This window comes from Novosphingobium colocasiae, assembly GCF_014652555.1.
Taxonomy (GTDB): domain Bacteria; phylum Pseudomonadota; class Alphaproteobacteria; order Sphingomonadales; family Sphingomonadaceae; genus Novosphingobium; species Novosphingobium colocasiae.
The window spans coordinates 587,226-605,600 of record NZ_BMZA01000001.1; the positions used below are offsets into that span (position 1 = coordinate 587,226).

Below are 18,375 nucleotides of genomic sequence, written 5' to 3' on the forward strand. Positions count from 1 at the left end.
GGCCGGGTTCAGTCGGGCGCGGCGGGGGTGGGCGAAGCGGTCGGGGGCGTCGCCGCAGGGGCCGGGGCCAGCGGGCTCGGCTGGTTGACCGCGTGGCCGGCACCGTCAGCCAGGCGATGCGGTTCGAGCATCGCGGTCGTCTCCAGCAGGTCCAGCGCGCGCTGCGCTTCCTGATAGCGGCGGGCATCGGCGATCCAGTTGGTGGCGCTGTCGGCCCCGGGCAGCCGTTCGACTTCCTCGATCGCGCCGCCGATCCGGCGCGACGACAGCATCAGCCGGGCCCGGTCGATCCGCGCCGACGGGGTGACCAGACTGGCATTGTCGCTGCGCACCACGAACAGGCCGGTCACCTCGCGCCGCACCCGCGACCACAGGCCGACGCTGCCGGCCGTGTTCGACAGTTGCGGGGAAAGCGCTTCGAGCCGGGCGCTCAGTTCGTCGATGGTGACGGGTTTGCGCGAGAAATCGATGATGGTCTGCACCGCGCGAGGCTGGGCGTTGGCGAAGCGCAGTCGCAACTGGTCCGCCACATAGCTGAGCGGTTCACCGCGATCGACCATGCGCCGGGCCGCAAACGCGATCAGCATGCCTTCGGCGCGGGCGGTGTTGCCGACGATAGCGCCTGACTGATAGTCGATCCGCGAGAGCCGGTCTTCCAGCATCGCCAGCCGCCCTTCGAGCGAAGCGACGGTTTCCGGGCTACCTTTTGCTGCTGATGATGCAGCCCCGGCAAGGTCTCCCGCCGCAGCCCTGCCGGCATCCGCCGCATCGGGCTCGACAGCGGGGGCAGTCTGGGTGACGGCAGGAGCAGGCGCGCCAAGGTAGCGCGGCAGGTAGCCTTGGATACTCGCCCAGATGACCAGCGCCCCGCCCGTCGCGAAGGCGAGCAGCGCGACCACAAGCTGGCCGCGCGCCGATCCGCGTCGGCGCGCCGGCGGCGGGTTGGACGCGGCGGTGTAGCCGGGTGCGGCGGGGGAGAGGTCGGGGTCGTCCTGCATCAAGATTGTGTTCTGGTTATCCGCGGTCCCGTTAGCCCAGACTGAACCTTTGGCACATCTGTACCGCCAATGCCAGCAGCGCGGCATCGTCCGGCCGCTCCGCCACTTCCAGCGCCGCCCATCCGCTCCCGGCGCGCTCGGCAACACGTGGGGCAAGGGCGGCGATACGGTGGATGCCCCGGCCGATCCCGGCGGCGTCGAGGCTTTGCGCGAAATGCGCCGCCGCTTCGCCCGAATGAAGCAGCACCAGCGCGGGCGCGGCGAGCCGGTCCCGCAGCGGCTGCGGCAACGGCAGCGGCTCGCTGGCATAGACTTCGCGCAAGGCCACCATGACGCCGGGCGGCGGCTCCAGCTCCACCCGCTCGCGCCCGGACAGCCGCAGCAGGCGGCGATGGGCGGGGTCCAGCAGCGGCATCACCGATTGCAACCCGCCCGATCCCGTCGCCACCACATCAAGCCCAGCCGCTATCGCCGCCTGCGCCGTGGTCAGGCCGACGGCATAGGTCGGGCAGCAGCGATAGCATTCAAGCGCGGGGCCGGCGTGGCGCAGGGCATTGGCGCTGCCCAGAAGGATCGCATCCACTTCCTCGCGCGGCAGTGGTTGCCACGCCAGCGGCCGGACCGCGAACAGCGGGGCCGATACGGCGTCCAGCCCCAGCGCCCGGGCTTTTGCGCAAGTGGCCGATGCGCCCGGTTCCGGGCGGATGACGATCACCGGCAGCATGGCGCTCAGCCCGGACCGGCGAAGTGATCGGCGATGGCGGGAACCGCACGGGAAAGCAGATCGGCGGCGAGGCGGGCGGGGCCTTCAAGGTCTTCGGCAGGAAACCGGGCGCTGCCTTCCACTTTCTCGGCCCCGTCCGGGCTGTAGAGCGCGGCGCGCATGACCAGCGCGTCGCCATCGTGGCGGCTCAGCACCGCGATCGGGCTGTGGCAATTGCCGCCCAGCGCCGCCAGCAACGCGCGCTCGGCCAGCAGGCTGGCGCGGCTGGGTGCATCGTCGATCGCTGACAGGAAATCGCGGGTTCGCGCATCGTCGGCCCGGCATTCGACGAGGATGGCCGCCTGCCCCGGTGCCGGCAGCCAGTCTTCCGCGTCCAAGGGGTGGCCGGTCCCGGTTTCGCCCAGCCGTTTCAGCCCGGCAGCGGCCAGGAACGTCGCATCGGCCTCACCGGCGGCCAGCTTGGCGAGCCGGGTGGCGACATTGCCGCGAAAGGTCACAACCGTGCAGTCGGGCCGGGCATGCAGCAGTTGCGCGGCGCGGCGCGGCGCGCTGGTGCCGACGATCGCGCCTTGCGGCAAGGCGTGGATGGAGGCCGCGCCGACCAGCACATCGCGCACATCCTCGCGCGGCAGCACAGCACCGATGGCGAAGGCTTCGGGGCGCAGCGTCTCCACATCCTTGGCCGAATGGACGGCGAAGTCGATCTCGCCGCTCGCCAGCCAGGCGTCCAGTTCCTTGGTCCACAACGCCTTGCCGCCGATTTCGGCCAGCGCCCGGTCCTGGATGCGATCGCCGCTGGCGGTCACCGCTACGATCTCTATATGCGCCGGATCGATCCCGTGGGCACCGGCAAGGCGCGCGCGCGTTTCTTCGGCCTGGGCCATGGCGAGGGGCGAGCGGCGCGTGCCGAGGCGGAAGCGGGGCGAGGAATGTGGGTCGGTCATCGGCGGGTTGTGCTACCCGTCAATGTCGTTCAGGGAAAGGCCCTGCGGCGTGGGGCTTTAGGACAGGGTATTTGGCGGTAGTTCTCGGCATTGAATCCTCGTGCGACGAGACGGCCGCGGCGCTGGTGACGAGCGATCGCGCCATCCTTGCCCAGCGGATCGCGTCGCAGGACGATGCCCATCGTCCCTATGGCGGCGTCGTGCCCGAAATCGCCGCGCGGGCGCATGCCGAACGGCTGACCCCGCTGATCGAGGCGACGCTGGCCGATGCGGGGATGGCGCTCGGCGCGGTGGACGCCATCGCCGCCACCGCCGGGCCGGGGCTGATCGGCGGGGTCATGGTCGGCCTCGTGACCGCAAAGGCACTGGCGCTGGCCGGTGGCAAGCCGCTGATCGCGATCAACCACCTCGAAGGCCACGCGCTCTCTCCCCGCCTCGCTGATGCCTCGCTGACGTACCCTTATTTGCTCCTTCTGGTATCGGGCGGGCACTGCCAGATCCTGCGCGTTGACGGCGTCGGCCGCTTCCGGCGGCTGGCAACCACCATCGACGATGCGCTGGGCGAGGCATTCGACAAATCGGCCAAAGTGCTGGGGCTGGGCTATCCCGGCGGCCCGGCGCTCGAACGGCTGGCGGCCACCGGAAACCCCCGCGCCGTGCCGCTGCCGCGCCCGCTGAGGGGCCATGCCGAACCCCATTTTTCCTTCGCCGGCCTCAAAAGCGCGGTCTTGCGGGCCAAGGAAAGCGGCGAGCATGCCGATGCCGATATCGCCGCATCGTTCCAGCAGGCCGCGATCGATTGCCTGATCGATCGCACGGCGCGGGCGCTGGACGCGGCAGGAACGGTCAGCGCGTTGGTCGTCGCCGGCGGGGTCGCCGCGAACAAGCCGATCCGCGCTGCGCTCGAAGCTCTGGCATCGCGACACGGCCTGCCGTTCATCGCCCCGCCGCCGATGCTCTGTACCGATAACGCGGCGATGATCGCTTGGGCCGGGGTGGAGCGGCTGGCGCTGGGCCAGAACGATCCGCTGGATTTCGTCGCACGGCCGCGCTGGCCGCTCGATCCCGAAGCGGAACCGGCGCGCGGGGCGGGAGTGAAGGCATGACCATGGCGAAAATCGGCGTGATCGGGGCGGGCGCATGGGGGACCGCGCTGGCGCAGGCGCTGGCCTCCGATGGGTCGTCCGTGCTGCTGTGGGCGCGCGAGCCGGAACTCGTCGCGGAGATCAATGCCAGCCGCACGAACCGGACTTATCTGCCCAGCGCCCTGATCGCGCCGACCGTGCGCGCCACCGGCGATCTGGCGGAACTGGTGCCGCTCGACGCGCTGCTGGTGGTCGTCCCCGCCCAGTTCCTCGCCTCTGTGCTGACCGGGCTGCCCGATAGGCCGCGCGATCTGGTGCTGTGCGCCAAGGGCATCGAAGCGGGCAGCGGGCGGCTGATGGCCGATGTCGCGGCACAGGCCGCGCCGCTGGCCCGGCTTGCGGTGCTGTCCGGCCCCACCTTCGCGCACGAAGTTGCCGCCGGGCTGCCCACGGCGGTGACGCTTGCCTGCGCCGGGGGCGAAGCGCAGTGGCGGCGTCTTGCCCCGCTGATCGCGCGTCCGGCGCTGCGGCCCTATTATTCCGATGACGTCACCGGTGCCGAAGTGGGTGGGGCGATCAAGAACGTGCTGGCGATCGCCTGCGGCGTGGTGGAAGGCCTGAACCTGGGGCAGAACGCCCGCGCGGCGCTGATCTCGCGCGGGTTCGCCGAAATGTCGCGCTTCGGCCTGGCCTTGGGTGCGCGGGCGGAAACCTTGTCCGGGCTGTGCGGCCTCGGTGATCTGGTGCTGACCTGCTCCTCCACTTCCAGCCGCAACTTCTCGCTCGGCCTCGCGCTGGGGCAGGGGCGTTCGATGGCAGAGGCGCTGGCGGGCAAGGCCAGCGTCGCCGAAGGCGCGGCCACCGCGCCGGTGCTGGCCGAACTGGCGGCGCGGCGCGGGATCGACATGCCGATCGTCACCGGCGTGTGCCGCCTGCTCGCAGGCGAAGCCCCGGCGCGTGACGTGGTGGCGGCGCTACTGGCCCGTCCGCTGCGCGCCGAGCAGGAGGGCGGCGTTTGACCGATGGCCCGGCACCCGCGGGCGGACGCGATGAAGCGGGCGACGACGCGCGCCTGAACGAGGATTTCGCCGCGCTCGCCAAGGGCGGCCGGACCAACTTCCTCGGCTTCTTCCTCCGCCTTGCCGCGCGCATCCCGTTCCTGTTCATCGCGGGGCGGGCGGCGTCCTACGGCCCCGCCGCGCTCGGCCGGTTCGCCTCGGCGCTGGTCGTCATCGAACTGACCGCGCTGGTCTGCTCGATGGGTGAAAAGCGCGGCCTGGCCCAGCGCCTGTCGCATGCCGAGGACAATGGCGAGCACCCTGCCAACGTCGTCGCCGATGGCGCGCTGCTGGCGCTGGGCGCTTCATGCGCGATGGCGCTGCTGTTCTGGCTGGTGCCCGAACCGATGTTTCCGGGCGGGCACTATACCCAGATCGACCGTCTGATCGTCATCTCGATCCCGCCATTGGCGCTCACCGAAATCTGGCTGGCGGCGCTCGCCTGCCGCCTCCAGGTCAGCCCCACGGTGTGGTCGCGCGCGATTGTCGAGCCGTGGACGATCTCGATCATGGCCGGGGCGATGATCTTCGTCGCCCCCGAAAGCGGGCTGTCGATCGCCTATATCGCCTCGATCTTCGCCGCAGCGCTGACCGCGTTCATCCCGTTCGCGCGGGCTTACGGCCTGCCGCGAGGATGGCGACCGCACCGCCGCAAGCTGCCGAGGCTGGCCATGCGGCTGCTGCCGATCGCATTGGCCGATACGATCGAATGGGGCACGCGCCGGGTCGATGTGTTCCTGCTCGGCTTCATGGCGCCCTCCTCTGCCGTTGGGGTCTATTATGCCGCCCAGCAGGTGGCCAGCCTGCCGCAGAAGCTCAAGACCAGCTTCGAGCCGGTGCTCGGCCCGGTCATCACCCGCAACCTCAAGGACGGCAACTATGCCGCCATTGCCAAGCAGGTCCGGCAGGTGGGCTTCTGGATTCTCGCTGCGCAGGCCGGCATCGGGCTGGCGCTGGCGATCCCCGGCGAAGGCGTCATGGGGCTGGTCGGTCGCCAGTTCGTCGGCGGGACCGGCGCGCTCGCGTTCCTGCTGCTGGCCGAAGTGGTGGCATCGCCCGCCGTCGTCAGCGAAGCGGCGCTGATCTACCTCGATCGCTATCGCAACCTGATGATCTCGGTCGTGACCATCGGCCTGCAGGCGGTGCTGACTTTCGCCGGCATCTGGGCGATGCAGTATCTGGGCAAGAACGCGCTGTTCCAGGCCGCGGCGGCGGCGATCGCGCTGATGCTGGCGCTGGCCTTCGCCTCGGTGATCAAGGCCCGGTTGCTGGCGCGCTATCTGGGCGAGACGGTCAACACCTTCCGCATGGCGCTGGTCTGGGCCGCCGCGCCGGCGGTCGTGCTGGGCTATTGCGTCACCCATTTCCTCCCCGAATGGGCGGAACTGGCATTCGGCATCCCGGCGATCCTGGGCCTGTACCTCTTCATCATCTGGCGCCGCGCCTTCGGGCCTGAGGACCGGCAGCTTTTCAGGAAGACGAAGACGGCCTAACATGATGGAATTGCTGTTCGTGATCTAAAAGCTTCGTCACCCTGAACTCGTTTCAGGGTCCATCTCTCCCCCCGCGCCGCCGTTTCCGAAGGCGCGATGGATGCTGAAACAAGTTCAGCATGACGTGGCTGGGGTGGCGAACTTTGGGTTCAGGTGACCGGCGCACAGTCGGCGGTTAAACGGAAAGGATAATTCGTGGTGCAGATGATCGAGGCGAACTGGCTGATCTTTGCGGCGGCGTTGCTGATCTGCATCGTCATCGCCTGGTGGCTGTTCGCGCGCGGTTCCAAAGGGCCGGAGCGCAGCCACCGCCCAGATGTGCTGGATGAAGGCGTCGGCCCGGCGCAGCGCAACCAGGCGCTGATCGATGCCGCTCCGCCCGCCGCACAGTACGAACTGCCCGTGCATATCGATCCCCCGGCAATGGCAGGCACGATGGCCGGCCTCGGCGAAGTGATCGCGGTTGCGGCGCAGGAAGAAGTCGATCGCGCGGTGGATCACGACCACACCCCGCCGCAGACCATCGCCGCCGAGCCCGCGCCGGATGCCGAACCGGCACCCGCCACCGCTGACGATCTGCGCCGGATCAAGGGCCTGGGCCCCAAGCTGCAGACGCTGCTGGCGTCGCTCGGCGTGACGACCTTCGCGCAGATCGCCGCCTGGACCGACGCCGACCTCGATGCCCTGGACGCGAACCTCGGCGCTTTCGCCGGCCGCCCCCGGCGCGACAAGTGGGTCGAACAGGCACGCCTCCTCGCCAGCGGCGACACCGGCGGATACGAGGCGGAATTCGGGAAGTTGTGAGCGCGCCGCCTTACGCGGCCGCGTATATCGCCGGACGATAGCGGGGTTCCGGGATGGGGAGGCCGCGATCCGTCGCGGTTTCGATCCAGAGTTCGATCGCAACCTGCGCTTCAGCGATGGCTTCTTCCGGCGTATCGCCGTGGGCAGAACAGGGCTTCAGGTCAGGAACGTCCGCGATCCAGCATTCGTCTGCGGCGGACCAGAAAACATTGATGTGATAGCGGTGCTGCATCAGTCGCCCAAAGTGAGTCCGTACTCCTCTACGATACCAAGAAATTCGCGAACCTGATAGCGCTTTGCATCCTTGCCTTTGGGCTGAATGACCAGAACCGCAGGGCAGTCCGGGTGAACATAGGATCGGTGGCTCCCCTTCGTCCGGGCATGCCGAAACCCGAATGCTTCGATCATGGCAACAAAGTCGCGAAAATCGATAGAGCGGTCCGTTGATAGCAGAAGCTGCGCGTAAAGCTTGGCGGGTTTGACCATTGAAAGCCTCGTCAGAAAGCGAGGCTTCCTATGAATCACAAATTTTTCGCAATTCAACAACAATCAGCCATGTCAGGGGCAGAACTGTGGAAAAGCGGAGCTTGACTCTACGTTGGCCTTACGAAGCCCGGTCTTCCGGTCCACCGCACCTTCTTGTTCGAGCGTGCCGTTGGTGCAGGGTGTCTCGGCATGCTCGATACGAACGGCTGCGCGGGGCGTAACCGAAAAAGGCGTCAAGCGGCGCGCGGAACGATCCGCTCCAGATCGCCGTTCAACGCGCGCTTGGCTTCCAGCAGTTCGTAATCGTCCTGAAGGCCCAGGAAGAACCCTTCGGACATGCGGAAATAGCGGGCCAGGCGCAGGTCCAGATCGGCATCCATGCGCATGTGCCCGTCGATCACGCCTTCGAGGCGCGCGGGTGCGATAGCCAGCGCTTCGGCCAAGGCCGCAGCCGTCAGCCCGAGCGGCTCCATGAACTCCAATACCAGCATTTCGCCGGCGTGGTTGTTGTCCAGCCAATCGGGGTCAGTCGTGGTAGTCGACGATTTCGACATCGTATGCGTTTCCATCCTTCCAGCGGAAACATATACGCCATTGGCCATTAATGGAAATGGAATGCTGCCCGGCGCGGTCGTCCTTGAGCGGGTGGAGGCGATTGCCGGGCGGATTGCGAAGGTCGTCGAGAGTCTTCGCGCGGTTCAGCATCTTCAGTTTGTCGAGAGGACGGCTTCCGAGGCTTGCCGGGACGCGTTTGCTCCGCACGCCATTCCAGATGCGCTCGGTTTGGGTACGGGTGTTGGCGAAGGAGCGGATCATGGCGGGGCCTCAATCTAAACGAGGCTTCCTATGAATCACATTTTTTTGATGCAGCAACATCTTTACGCTCGCAGGAGTTGGATTTTTGGGACGACAACTTGTCACCTCCCAAACTTCCGCTTGCTCTCCCTGCCAAAACGCCCCTTGCGCGTCCCCGGCTTGCCCTCGTTACTGCGCCCCACTTTCGGCGCGCGGTGTTCGGTGTCCGGCAAGCCCAGCTCCGTCGCCTCCAGCCGCCTGATCTCATCCCGCAACCGGCCCGCCTCTTCGAACTCCAGGTCCGCCGCCGCCGCGCGCATGCGTTTCTCGAGGTCTTCGATGTAGCCGCGCAGGTTGTGGCCGACGAGGTTGTTGACGCCATCGTCCTCCAGATCGACCACCACGCCGTCGCGGCTGGCGGTATCGGCGACGATATCGGCAATGCGGCGCTTGATGGTTTGCGGGGTGATCCCGTGAAGCGTGTTGAATTCCTCCTGCCGGGCGCGGCGGCGGTCGGTTTCGGCGATGGCGCGTTCCATGCTGCCGGTCATCCGGTCGGCATAGAGGATCACCCGGCCGTCCACGTTGCGCGCGGCGCGGCCGATGGTCTGGATCAGGCTCGTCTCGCTGCGCAGGAACCCCTCCTTGTCGGCATCGAGGATGCAGACCAGCCCGCACTCGGGAATGTCGAGCCCCTCGCGCAGCAGGTTGATGCCGACCAGCACGTCATAGACGCCCATCCGCAAGTCGCGGATCAGTTCGATGCGTTCCAGCGTCTCGACGTCGGAATGCATGTAGCGCACCCGCACCCCGGCCTCGTGCATGAACTCGGTCAGGTCCTCTGCCATGCGCTTGGTGAGGGTGGTGACGAGGGTGCGATAGCCCTTGGCGGCGGTCGCCTTGCATTCGGTGATGCAGTCCTGCACCTGGTCCTCGACCGGGCGGATGGTCACCGGCGGGTCGATCAGTCCGGTCGGGCGGATGACCTGTTCGGCGAAGACACCGCCTGACTGTTCCAGTTCCCAGCCGCCCGGGGTGGCCGAAACGGCCACGGTCTGCGGCCGCATCGCGTCCCATTCGTTGAAGCGCAGCGGCCGGTTGTCGATGCAACTGGGCAGGCGGAAGCCATATTCGGCCAGCGTGATCTTGCGCCGGTGGTCACCCCGCGCCATCGCGCCCACTTGCGGCACCGTCTGGTGGCTTTCATCGACGAACAGCAGCGCGTTGTCGGGCAGGTACTCGAACAGCGTCGGCGGCGGTTCGCCGGGCAGGCGACCGGTGAGGAACCGGGAATAGTTCTCGATGCCGTTGCACGATCCGGTGGCGGCGATCATCTCCAGGTCGAAGTTGGTACGCTGTTCCAGCCGCTGCGCTTCCAGAAGCCGGCCCTCGGCCTCCAGCTCCTTCAGCCGTTCGGTTAGTTCGAACCGGATCGCTTCGCTGGCCTGCTTCATCGTCGGGCCGGGGGTGACGTAGTGCGAATTGGCGTAGACCCGCACTTTTTCCAGCGTGGCGCTTTTCTTGCCGGTCAGCGGGTCGAACTCGGCGATCTCCTCGATCTCGTCGCCGAAGAAGCTGATGCGCCAGGCGGTGTCCTCCAGGTGGCTGGGGAACAGTTCCAGATTGTCGCCGCGCACCCGGAAGTTGCCGCGCGCGAAGGCGGCGTCATTGCGCTTGTATTGCAGCGCCACGAGCTTCCTGATGATCTCGCGCTGGTCCTGCGTCTCACCCGCCTTGAGGTCGAAGATCATCGCGGAATAGGTCTCGACCGAGCCGATGCCGTAAAGGCACGAAACCGAGGCGACGATAATCACGTCGTCCCGCTCCAGCAGCGCCCGTGTGGCGGAATGGCGCATGCGGTCGATCGCCTCGTTCACCGAGCTTTCCTTCTCGATGTAGGTGTCGGACCGGGGCACATAGGCTTCGGGCTGGTAATAGTCGTAATAGGAAACGAAATATTCCACCGCGTTGTTCGGGAAGAAGTCCTTCATTTCGCCATAGAGCTGCGCGGCCAGGATCTTGTTCGGGGCGAGGATCAGGGCCGGGCGCTGCAGTTCCTCGATCACCTTGGCCATCGTGAAGGTCTTGCCCGATCCGGTGACGCCGAGCAGCACCTGGGTCTTCTCCCCCTCGCCCCCGTTCTCGCCCCGGATGCCGGCGACGAGATCGGCGATCGCGGTCGGCTGGTCGCCGGCGGGTTCGTATTCCGAGACGATTTCAAGCCGCCTGCCGGGCAGCGATTTTTCGGGGCGGGCGGGCTTGTGGGGAACGAAGCCGCCCGAGGTGTCGGGCTCTTCCAGGCCGCGGCGAATGATGATCTCTGCCATGGCGGAACATATGGGGTATATCACCCGCCGCCGCAACGTCGTTGCCCGTGGCCGATCTCACATTGGCAGCGGGCCTGCGCGGTGTTAGCCGTGGCAGGAGATGGCGACGGCTGGTCGCCGATGGGGGAGAACCTGGATGAAGCCTGCCTATACTTGCGCCACGCTGATCGCCGCCGCGCTGGCGCTGTCCGCCTGCGGATCGAAGGACGCGGGCACCGATGCCGCCAAGGACACCGGCCCCAAGACCATGGCCGAGGCGCAGGAAGAGGCGAAGAAGCTCGATCGCCCCGATCCGGGCGAATACAAGCAGACGATGGAAGTTACCCGGCTCGACATCCCCGGCATGGACCCGAAGCAGGCCGAGGCGATGAAGGGCATGATGAAGGCCAGCCAGGAACGCACGTTCTGCCTGACCCCGGCCGATTCCGAAAAGGGCTTCAAGGACATGTTCGATGAAGTGGGCAAGGGCGGCGAATGCTCCTATTCCCGTTTCGACGTTTCGGGCGGGACGCTGGATGCGGTGATGAACTGCAAGAACCCGAACGAGGGCACGGCGACGATCGCGCTGAACGGCAAGGTTTCGTCGAACGGATCGGATGTCACGGTCAGCATCGATCAGGCGGGTTCGAAGAACCCGATGGGCGATATGAAGATGACCATGCACATGACCACCGCGCGGCTGGGCGATTGCAAGACCGGCGGCTGAAAACCGGGCGCTGCTGCGCCTGCGACGTTTATGGCAGTTCGATGACACTTGCGTCCGTCTGTTGACGGGACAGGCCGCCTGCGGAAAGGCCGATGCTTCATCGCGCAGTCAGCAGCCGCGCGATAGCAAAGGCATTTCGGCACTTTCGCAGGTTCAAGGCGCATGGCTACGGCTGGTTCGATCACCCGGTTCTGGAACGAAGGCGTGCGGCGCAGCGCGCTGCTGCGCCAGCCGCGTCCGGAAGGGGTGAAGGCCCCGCCGCTGCCGCTGTTCCTGTCCGAACTGAAGGGGTTGCGGCGCGGGCGCGCCGCCCCGTTCGAGGCACCGCGCGCACTCCGGCCGCTGCCGGTGATCCTGCTCCCCGGCTTCGGTGCCCACCCCAAACGGATGGAGCCGATGGCCCGCGCGCTGGAACAGGCGGGCCACGCGGTCCACGATTGGGGGCTGGGCTTCAACTTCGGGCCGACGCCGCAGAACTTCGCGCTGCTCATGCGCCGGGTGGCGACCATCGCGCGCTGGCACGGCACGCCGGTGGCGCTGGTCGGCTGGAGTCTCGGCGGCCTGTTCGCGCGCGAGATCGCGCGGCGCGAACCGCGCCTCGTCGCCAAGGTGATTACGATGGGCACCCCGTTTTCCGGCGATCCGCGCGCCAACAATGCCTGGCGCGCCTATCAGGTGGTCACGGGCCACGCGGTGGATGCGCCGCCGGTCGAATGCGATTTCACCGCCAAGCCGCCGGTGCCGACCATCGCCCTGTGGAGCCCGCGCGATGGCGTGATTCATCCGCGCAGCGCTGCCGGCTGGCCCGGCGAACGCGATCGCGCAGTTGCCTTGCGCTGCTCGCACCTCGGCTTTGCGAGCGCGCCGGAGGCGATCCGTGAAGTGTTGCGGCAACTGGACGTGGCGGAGACCGAGCGGCCGTAATCGACGCAACAGGGGTGTAACGATCGTCGCGCGAAGCGCTTCACGCCCTCGGTGCCTGCCTGCGGTAACTGAGCGCCTCTGCCACATGAACGCGGGTGATGCCTTCCTGTCCGCCCAGATCGGCGATGGTGCGGGCCACTCGCAGGATGCGTGTGTAACCCCGCGCTGACAGGTGCAGGGCCTCGGCGGCCTGCATCAGCAGGCGGCGGCCGGGTTCGTCAGGCGTGGCATGGGCATCCAGCAGCTCGCCCTCCAGTTCTGCATTGGTGCGAAAGCGGGTGCCTTCCAGCCGGGCGGTCTGCAGGGCGCGGGCACGGGCGACACGGGCGGCGACTTCGGCGCTGCCTTCGGCCGGCGGGGGGAGGGTCAGGTCCGCCGCGCGCACCGGATCGACTTCCACATGCAGGTCGATGCGATCGAGCAGCGGGCCCGATACCTTGCCCTGATAATCGGCGGCGCAACGCGGTGCGCGGCTGCAGGCGAGGGCGGCGTTGCCGAGGTGGCCGCACCGGCATGGATTCATCGCCGCGACCAGTTGCACCCGCGCCGGGTAGGTCACGTGGGCGTTGGCCCGCGCCACGGTCACTTCGCCCACCTCCAGCGGCTGGCGCAGCGAATCGAGCACCGCGCGCTGGAATTCGGGCAGTTCGTCGAGGAACAGGACGCCGAGGTGCGCCATCGATACCTCGCCCGGCCGCACTTTCAGGCCGCCCCCGGTCAGCGCCGCCATCGATGCCGAGTGATGCGGCGCGCGATACGGGCGCGAACGGCTGATCGCGCCTTCTTCCAGCGTACCGGCGACGCTCGCGATCATCGACACTTCGAGCGCTTCGGCCGACGACAGATCGGGCAGGACCCCCGGCAGGCAACTGGCGAGCAGCGACTTGCCGGCCCCCGGCGGCCCGATCATCAGCAGATTGTGTGCCCCCGCCGCCGCGATTTCCAGCGCGCGCTTGGCGGTTTCCTGCCCTTTGACCTGCTTCAGATCGGCTCCGCGCACCGGCGGATCGACCCGCCCCGGAGCCGGCACCGGCAGGACTTGCCGACCGCGCAAGTGGTTGAGCAGGCTGATGAGGTCCGGCGCGGCGACGATCGGGATGCCGCCGATCCCGGTCGATGCCCAGCGCGCCTCCGCGCCTTGCGCGGCGGGGCAGATCAGCCCCAGTTCGCGCCCGCTGGCATGGATCGCGGCGAGCAGAACGCCGGGTGACGGGATGATCCGCCCATCAAGCGCCAGTTCGCCCACCGCGACATATTCGGAGACCTGCTCGGCATCGATCACGCCCATCGCCGCCAAAAGGGCCAGCGCGATCGGCAGGTCGTAGTGCGAGCCTTCCTTGGGCAGATCGGCGGGTGACAGGTTGATGGTGATGCGCTTGGGGGGCAGGGCCAGGCCCATCGCGGTCAGCGCCGCGCTGACCCGCTGGCGGCTTTCGCCCACCGCCTTGTCAGGCAGGCCGACCACCGCGAAGCCGGGCATGCCCGGCGCGACCTGGCACTGCACCTCGATCGCGCGCGCTTCCAGGCCAAGGTAGGCCACGGTCGAGACCAGAGCGACCACTTTGCTTGTTCTCCCTAAGTAACCGCAGCAGTGTTGGAGAGGGGCACCGCCATTGTCGAGCAGCGGGAGTGTCCTGAGGGCTCGGCTTACAGCGTTTTAACTGCATTCCTCATGATTCGGGTAAGATGCATGGGCGCAGATTGCGGCCATGCGCTCGCTCGCCGTCTCGCTCGTTGCACTGGCAACCCTGATCGTGGCCCCCCCTTCGGCTCACGCGTCGATTAGGGACTTGCCGCTGGTGAACATCGCCTACGAGCTTGTCGAGCCGGATGCCGGTCCGCTCGACAGCGGCGGCGAGCGCATGCTGCCGGCCACTGCGGTTACTGCTGCCCCGGCGACGACTGATGCCGTGGCCGGGTTCGGCCCGTTCCGGGTGATCGATGCGCACACCGCGTCGCTGGTGGATGTCACCGATTCGCAAAGCCCCGCGCAGTTCGCCGCGCTCCTGCGGCAATATCCGGGCATCACCGAATTGCGGCTGGTCGAATGCCCCGGTACCGAGGATGATCTCGCCAACCTGCAACTGGGCCGGTTGATCCGGGCGCATGCCATCGCCACCCACGTGCCTGCCGGTGGCTCGGTGCGATCCGGCGGCGTGGAACTGTTCCTGGCCGGCACGCGCCGCATCGCCGATCCGGGGGCCGAATTCGCGGTCCATTCCTGGCAGGACGAGGACGGCCGCGCCCCTTCGGATTTTCCCGCCACCGCGCCGGAAAACCGCCGCTACCTCGATTACTATCGCCAGATGGGGATGAGCCCGATCGAGGCCGAGGCGTTTTACGCGATGACCAATTCGGTGCCGTTCGATTCGGCGCGCTGGTTCGGTCCGCAGGTCATGAGCCAGTGGGTGAAGCTGGATCCGCCTTCGCAGGGGTGACGGCCGCCGGAATATCGCTCCCTTGCACGCGCTCTTGCTTGACTTGGGGGGGCGGCTCCAGTAACGGCCCGGGCCTGTTTTCGGCTCGTCCCATCAGGGGCGAGGAGATTCGTTGCCTTTCGGGGCAGGTTAGTTTTTCGAGGTTTGCCATGAAGCGCACGTTCCAGCCCAGCCGCCTTGTCCGCGCCCGCCGTCACGGCTTCCGCGCCCGCACGGCGACCGTCGGTGGCCGCAAGGTCCTTGCCGCCCGCCGCGCGCGTGGCCGCAAGAAGCTGTCGGCCTAAGCTTTCAGCCTCACGGCTGGATGCGGCATCGGCCCGCGTCCCCTTCCGGTTCGCTCCGCTTCCGTGCGGCGATCGGATGGAGACGCGGGCCGACGCCGTTTCCGGCTTCTCCGGCCTGATACCCGCCTGACCCCATGACCGCGCCTTACGCCACGATGACCCGTCGCGCGGATTTCGTCGCCGCTAACCGGGGCTTGCGAGTCGCCCGGCCGGGGTTCGTGCTGCTGGCGCATCCCAATGGCGGCCATGGCGCGCGCGCCGGGATCACCGTTACCAAGAAGATCGGCAATGCGGTTGTCCGCAACCGCATGAAGCGGCGCTTCCGGGCGCTGCTGCGCGAATTGCTGCCCGTCCATGCGCTGGCCGATACCGATCATGTCCTGATCGGCCGCGAAGGCGGGGTGGAGCGGGATTTCGCGACCCTGCGCGCCGAACTGCTGGCCGCGCTTGAACGGGCGGCGGCGGGGAAGGGCGATCCGCCGCGCCGGCCCGGATCGGGCCGGGGGCGTCGCAAGTGATCCGGGCGCTTGCACGGCTGCCGGGCCTGCTGCTGATCGGCATCGCGCGGGGCTGGCAACTGGGGCCGTCGCGGCTGCTTCCGCCCACCTGCCGCTATACGCCATCGTGCTCGCAGTACGCCATTGAGGCGGTTCGGGGCCATGGTGCGATCAAGGGTGGATTGCTGGCGCTATGGCGGCTATTGCGCTGCCAACCGTGGGGGGGACACGGCTACGATCCCGTCCCCGAGAAGACCGATCACAAACCGGGCGGCTGCTGCCCCGGACAAGACTGAGCCGTCATTTCCAGACGGCCTATCGACCGCAAATGCGACAGGAAAGCCTTCGTGCAGAACCAGCGTAACCTCATCCTTGCCGTGCTTCTCACCGCGCTTATCCTGCTGGGATGGGACGCGGGCGTGCGCTATTTCTATCCGCACGCCAATGAACCGGCGAAGGTTGCACCGCAGGCCGAATCGACCAGCACCGCCGGCACCACCAAGCCGACTCGCGAAGGCGGCCTGCGCGATGCCGCCGACATGGCGCTGGAGAAGCAGGACCTGAAGGTTGCGCTGGCCGCGCCCGGCCGGGTTCCGGTTGTCGCGCCGGGGCTGTCGGGTTCGATCAACCTCAGCGGCGCGGTGATCGACGATCTCGTTCTGAACCGCCACCGCGAAACGGTGGAGAAGGACTCCGGCCCGGTGCGCATCTATTCGCCCGCCGGCACCCCGGCGCAGCAGTTCGCGCAAGTGGGCTGGGTGGGTGAAGGCGTGGTGACGCCGGACGGCAGGACCGTGTGGACCGCCCCCGCCGGCGCGAAGCTGACCCCGGCGACCCCGGTCACCCTGACCTGGAGCAACGCCACCGGCCAGACCTTTGCGATCACGTACAGGATCGACGAGAACTATCTGATCACCGCCAGCCAGGCGGTGCGCAACGGCGGCAGCGGGCCGGTGCAACTGCAGCCTTTCGCGCTGGTCAACCGCACTGACCGGACCGCCAGCCTCGATACCTGGAACGTCCAGTCCGGCCCGATCGGCGCGTTCGACGGATCGGTGAACTTCGCCACCAATTACAGCACCGTCGCCGATGCCGGCACCATTCAGGAGCCGGGAAGGACCGACTGGATCGGCTTCACCGACATTTACTGGATGAGCGTGCTGGCTCCGCAGGGTGCCCCCGCCAAGGGCTCATTCCGCAAAGTCAGCGCCGACATCTTCCGCGCCGATCTGATCTACGATTCGGCCGTGGTGCAGCCCGGCCAGACGGTTGCGACCACCACCCGCATCTTCGCCGGTGCCAAGGAGCACACGGTGCTCGACGCTTACGAGAAGCAGGGCATCGCCAACTTCGGCCTTGCCATCGACTGGGGCTGGTTCCGCTGGTTCGAAAAGCCGATCTTCTGGCTCTTGGTGAAGCTGTTCAGCCTCGTCGGCAACTTCGGCGTGGCGATCATCCTGCTGACGCTGATCGTGCGCGGGATCATGTTCCCGGTCGCCCAGCGCCAGTTTGCCAGCATGGCGGCGATGCGCGCGATCCAGCCGAAGATGAAGGCGCTGCAGGAACGCTACAAGGACGACAAGCAGGTCCAGCAGCAGAAGATCATGGAACTGTACAAGCAGGAAAAGGTCAACCCGCTGGCCGGCTGCCTGCCGATCTTCCTGCAGATCCCGGTGTTCTTCGCGCTCTACAAGACGCTGATCCTGTCGATCGAGATGCGCCACCAGCCGTTCGTGCTGTGGATCAAGGACCTTTCCGCGCCCGATCCGGCGCATATCCTCAACCTGTTCGGTCTGCTTGATTTCCAGCCGCCGGGCTTCCTCGCCATCGGCGTGCTGGCGTTGCTGCTGGGCGTGACCATGTACTTCCAGTTCAAGCTCAACCCGGCGCAGATGGACCCCGCGCAGCAGCAGATTTTCGCGCTGATGCCGTGGTTCATGATGTTCGTGATGGCACCGTTCGCGGCCGGTCTGCTGATCTACTGGATCACCTCCAACATCCTGACGATCGCGCAGCAGAAGTTCCTCTATTCGCGCCACCCGCAACTGCGCGAACAGCAGGCCAAGGAGGCGGACGACAAGGCCCGCATCGCCGCGCGCGATAATGGGGCGAAGGCCTGACGTGGACAGTGATGCCGAAGACTTGACCGAACGCGCCCGCAAGCTCTTTTCGGGACCAGTGACGTTCCTGAAAAGCGCGCCGGCGCTGCAGTTCCTGCCCGATCCCACGGCACCGGAAATCGCGCTGTGCGGCCGCTCCAACGTCGGCAAGTCATCGCTGCTTAACGCGGTGACCGGGCGCAAGTCGATCGCGCGCGCCTCGGTCACGCCGGGGCGCACGCAGGAGCTGAACTTCTTCGAGGTCGGCGATCCGCTGCTGTTCCGGCTGGTCGACATGCCCGGCTACGGCTTCGCCAAGGCCCCGCCCGCCGTGGTCGAAAAGTGGAAGCGGCTGGTCCGCGATTACCTGCGCGGGCGGGTGGTGCTGAAGCGCACGCTGCTGCTGGTCGATGCGCGCCACGGGGTGAAGGCGGTGGACGCCGAGATGATGGACATGCTCGATAGCGCCGCCGTCGGCTATCGCATCGTCCTGACCAAGGCCGACAAGATCAAGGCGAGCGAGCTGGAAGCGGTCTATGCTGCGACAACGGCAGAAGCGCGCAAGCACTCTGCGGCCTTCCCGCAGGTCCATGTCACCAGTTCGGAAAAGGGGCTGGGCATAGAGGAGCTGCGCGCAGCGATCCTGGGCGATTCGGAAATCTGAACGCACGGCAGAGCGCTTTTCACCCGAATTCCGCCGCTGGACGCATATG

Annotated in this window: 21 protein-coding genes; 12 read left to right on the forward strand and 9 right to left on the reverse strand. The window is 67.3% G+C overall.

The genetic code is table 11. From position 1 onward, the window contains the following. Positions 1 to 8 precede the first annotated feature (8 nt). Genes IE122_RS02910 through hemC form a run of 3 tightly spaced genes read right to left on the reverse strand, consistent with a single transcriptional unit; the run spans position 9 to position 2,666 of the window. On the reverse strand, positions 9 to 998 hold the full coding sequence (locus IE122_RS02910; RefSeq protein ID WP_189619560.1) for an MICOS complex subunit MIC60: 990 nt from the start codon (positions 996 to 998) through the stop codon (positions 9 to 11). A 31-nt stretch (positions 999 to 1,029) separates the two neighbouring features. After that, the gene (locus IE122_RS02915; RefSeq protein WP_189619561.1) at positions 1,030 to 1,722 is read right to left on the reverse strand and encodes a uroporphyrinogen-III synthase; all 693 of its coding nucleotides are present in this window, start codon (positions 1,720 to 1,722) and stop codon (positions 1,030 to 1,032) included. A 5-nt stretch (positions 1,723 to 1,727) separates the two neighbouring features. Next, positions 1,728 to 2,666 (reverse strand): hydroxymethylbilane synthase, encoded by a 939-nt coding sequence (hemC, locus tag IE122_RS02920; protein WP_189619562.1) that lies wholly within the window; start codon positions 2,664 to 2,666, stop codon positions 1,728 to 1,730. A gap of 71 nt (positions 2,667 to 2,737) precedes the next feature. Here hemC and tsaD point away from each other — a divergent pair, with 71 nt between their 5' ends. From tsaD to IE122_RS02940, 4 genes are all read left to right on the forward strand, one after another. Further along, positions 2,738 to 3,772 (forward strand): tRNA (adenosine(37)-N6)-threonylcarbamoyltransferase complex transferase subunit TsaD, encoded by a 1,035-nt coding sequence (gene tsaD / locus IE122_RS02925; RefSeq protein WP_189619563.1) that lies wholly within the window; start codon positions 2,738 to 2,740, stop codon positions 3,770 to 3,772. Further along, entirely contained in the window at positions 3,769 to 4,770 is a 1,002-nt protein-coding gene (locus tag IE122_RS02930) for an NAD(P)H-dependent glycerol-3-phosphate dehydrogenase (RefSeq protein WP_189619564.1), read from the forward strand. Before tsaD ends, IE122_RS02930 begins: the two co-directional genes overlap by 4 nt. Positions 4,771 to 4,823: 53 nt before the next feature. After that, entirely contained in the window at positions 4,824 to 6,302 is a 1,479-nt protein-coding gene (locus tag IE122_RS02935; protein ID WP_229813712.1) for a lipopolysaccharide biosynthesis protein, read from the forward strand. Between the two features lie 204 nt (positions 6,303 to 6,506). Next, the gene (locus tag IE122_RS02940) at positions 6,507 to 7,106 is read left to right on the forward strand and encodes a helix-hairpin-helix domain-containing protein (RefSeq protein ID WP_189619758.1); all 600 of its coding nucleotides are present in this window, start codon (positions 6,507 to 6,509) and stop codon (positions 7,104 to 7,106) included. A gap of 10 nt (positions 7,107 to 7,116) precedes the next feature. Here the strand turns inward: IE122_RS02940 and IE122_RS02945 are convergent, their stop codons facing one another. From IE122_RS02945 to uvrB, 5 genes are all read right to left on the reverse strand, one after another. Beyond that, the gene (locus tag IE122_RS02945; protein WP_189619566.1) at positions 7,117 to 7,338 is read right to left on the reverse strand and encodes a type II toxin-antitoxin system HicB family antitoxin; all 222 of its coding nucleotides are present in this window, start codon (positions 7,336 to 7,338) and stop codon (positions 7,117 to 7,119) included. Continuing rightward, on the reverse strand, positions 7,338 to 7,592 hold the full coding sequence (locus IE122_RS02950; protein ID WP_189619567.1) for a type II toxin-antitoxin system HicA family toxin: 255 nt from the start codon (positions 7,590 to 7,592) through the stop codon (positions 7,338 to 7,340). The genes IE122_RS02945 and IE122_RS02950 overlap by 1 nt, the downstream gene beginning before the upstream one ends. Before the next feature lie 233 nt (positions 7,593 to 7,825). Next, a complete protein-coding gene (locus IE122_RS02955; protein WP_189619568.1) occupies positions 7,826 to 8,146 on the reverse strand; it encodes a HigA family addiction module antitoxin in 321 nt (106 codons plus the stop codon). After that, positions 8,118 to 8,408: a type II toxin-antitoxin system RelE/ParE family toxin gene (locus tag IE122_RS02960; RefSeq protein ID WP_189619569.1), complete on the reverse strand. Its 291-nt coding sequence runs from the start codon at positions 8,406 to 8,408 to the stop codon at positions 8,118 to 8,120. The genes IE122_RS02955 and IE122_RS02960 overlap by 29 nt, the downstream gene beginning before the upstream one ends. 101 nt (positions 8,409 to 8,509) lie before the next feature. Beyond that, positions 8,510 to 10,714, reverse strand: coding sequence for an excinuclease ABC subunit UvrB (uvrB, locus tag IE122_RS02965; protein ID WP_189619570.1), 2,205 nt, complete (start codon positions 10,712 to 10,714; stop codon positions 8,510 to 8,512). Between the two features lie 136 nt (positions 10,715 to 10,850). Here uvrB and IE122_RS02970 point away from each other — a divergent pair, with 136 nt between their 5' ends. Together IE122_RS02970 and IE122_RS02975 are read left to right on the forward strand one after the other, a co-directional pair. Next, the gene (locus tag IE122_RS02970) at positions 10,851 to 11,420 is read left to right on the forward strand and encodes a DUF3617 domain-containing protein (protein WP_189619571.1); all 570 of its coding nucleotides are present in this window, start codon (positions 10,851 to 10,853) and stop codon (positions 11,418 to 11,420) included. Positions 11,421 to 11,582: 162 nt separating this feature from the next. Further along, positions 11,583 to 12,344: an esterase/lipase family protein gene (locus IE122_RS02975; protein ID WP_189619572.1), complete on the forward strand. Its 762-nt coding sequence runs from the start codon at positions 11,583 to 11,585 to the stop codon at positions 12,342 to 12,344. A gap of 40 nt (positions 12,345 to 12,384) precedes the next feature. Here IE122_RS02975 and IE122_RS02980 read toward each other — a convergent pair whose 3' ends face one another. After that, a complete protein-coding gene (locus IE122_RS02980) occupies positions 12,385 to 13,905 on the reverse strand; it encodes a YifB family Mg chelatase-like AAA ATPase (RefSeq protein WP_189619573.1) in 1,521 nt (506 codons plus the stop codon). Positions 13,906 to 14,053: 148 nt separating this feature from the next. Here IE122_RS02980 and IE122_RS02985 point away from each other — a divergent pair, with 148 nt between their 5' ends. From IE122_RS02985 to yihA, 6 genes are all read left to right on the forward strand, one after another. Continuing rightward, entirely contained in the window at positions 14,054 to 14,782 is a 729-nt protein-coding gene (locus IE122_RS02985) for an alpha/beta hydrolase (RefSeq protein WP_189619574.1), read from the forward strand. Between the two features lie 149 nt (positions 14,783 to 14,931). After that, entirely contained in the window at positions 14,932 to 15,066 is a 135-nt protein-coding gene (rpmH, locus tag IE122_RS02990) for a 50S ribosomal protein L34 (protein WP_011444236.1), read from the forward strand. Between the two features lie 134 nt (positions 15,067 to 15,200). Then, a complete protein-coding gene (gene rnpA, locus IE122_RS02995) occupies positions 15,201 to 15,584 on the forward strand; it encodes a ribonuclease P protein component (RefSeq protein ID WP_189619575.1) in 384 nt (127 codons plus the stop codon). 17 nt (positions 15,585 to 15,601) lie between these two features. Continuing rightward, on the forward strand, positions 15,602 to 15,859 hold the full coding sequence (yidD, locus tag IE122_RS03000; RefSeq protein WP_189619759.1) for a membrane protein insertion efficiency factor YidD: 258 nt from the start codon (positions 15,602 to 15,604) through the stop codon (positions 15,857 to 15,859). A gap of 51 nt (positions 15,860 to 15,910) precedes the next feature. Beyond that, positions 15,911 to 17,683 carry a membrane protein insertase YidC gene (yidC, locus tag IE122_RS03005; RefSeq protein ID WP_189619576.1) on the forward strand — a complete coding sequence of 591 codons (1,773 nt, stop codon included), beginning with the start codon at positions 15,911 to 15,913 and terminating at the stop codon, positions 17,681 to 17,683. Further along, on the forward strand, positions 17,667 to 18,326 hold the full coding sequence (gene yihA / locus IE122_RS03010) for a ribosome biogenesis GTP-binding protein YihA/YsxC (RefSeq protein WP_189619577.1): 660 nt from the start codon (positions 17,667 to 17,669) through the stop codon (positions 18,324 to 18,326). Before yidC ends, yihA begins: the two co-directional genes overlap by 17 nt. The last annotated feature ends 49 nt before the right edge of the window (positions 18,327 to 18,375 follow it).

Bases quoted from the DNA above. Each gene is read 5' to 3' on its own strand.
- IE122_RS02930 (WP_189619564.1), top strand. From the start codon at position 3,769: ATGACCATGGCGAAAATCGGCGTGATCGGGGCGGGCGCATGGGGGACC.
- IE122_RS02975 (WP_189619572.1), top strand. From the start codon at position 11,583: ATGGCTACGGCTGGTTCGATCACCCGGTTCTGGAACGAAGGCGTGCGG.
- IE122_RS02910 (WP_189619560.1), bottom strand. From the start codon at position 998: ATGCAGGACGACCCCGACCTCTCCCCCGCCGCACCCGGCTACACCGCC.
- uvrB (WP_189619570.1), bottom strand. From the start codon at position 10,714: ATGGCAGAGATCATCATTCGCCGCGGCCTGGAAGAGCCCGACACCTCG.
- IE122_RS02950 (WP_189619567.1), bottom strand. From the start codon at position 7,592: ATGGTCAAACCCGCCAAGCTTTACGCGCAGCTTCTGCTATCAACGGAC.
- yihA (WP_189619577.1), top strand. From the start codon at position 17,667: ATGGGGCGAAGGCCTGACGTGGACAGTGATGCCGAAGACTTGACCGAA.
- rpmH (WP_011444236.1), top strand. From the start codon at position 14,932: ATGAAGCGCACGTTCCAGCCCAGCCGCCTTGTCCGCGCCCGCCGTCAC.
- IE122_RS02940 (WP_189619758.1), top strand. From the start codon at position 6,507: ATGATCGAGGCGAACTGGCTGATCTTTGCGGCGGCGTTGCTGATCTGC.
- IE122_RS02970 (WP_189619571.1), top strand. From the start codon at position 10,851: ATGAAGCCTGCCTATACTTGCGCCACGCTGATCGCCGCCGCGCTGGCG.
- IE122_RS02915 (WP_189619561.1), bottom strand. From the start codon at position 1,722: ATGCTGCCGGTGATCGTCATCCGCCCGGAACCGGGCGCATCGGCCACT.
- IE122_RS02945 (WP_189619566.1), bottom strand. From the start codon at position 7,338: ATGCAGCACCGCTATCACATCAATGTTTTCTGGTCCGCCGCAGACGAA.
- rnpA (WP_189619575.1), top strand. From the start codon at position 15,201: ATGACCGCGCCTTACGCCACGATGACCCGTCGCGCGGATTTCGTCGCC.
- IE122_RS02955 (WP_189619568.1), bottom strand. From the start codon at position 8,146: ATGTCGAAATCGTCGACTACCACGACTGACCCCGATTGGCTGGACAAC.
- hemC (WP_189619562.1), bottom strand. From the start codon at position 2,666: ATGACCGACCCACATTCCTCGCCCCGCTTCCGCCTCGGCACGCGCCGC.
- IE122_RS02960 (WP_189619569.1), bottom strand. From the start codon at position 8,408: ATGATCCGCTCCTTCGCCAACACCCGTACCCAAACCGAGCGCATCTGG.
- IE122_RS02985 (WP_189619574.1), top strand. From the start codon at position 14,054: ATGCGCTCGCTCGCCGTCTCGCTCGTTGCACTGGCAACCCTGATCGTG.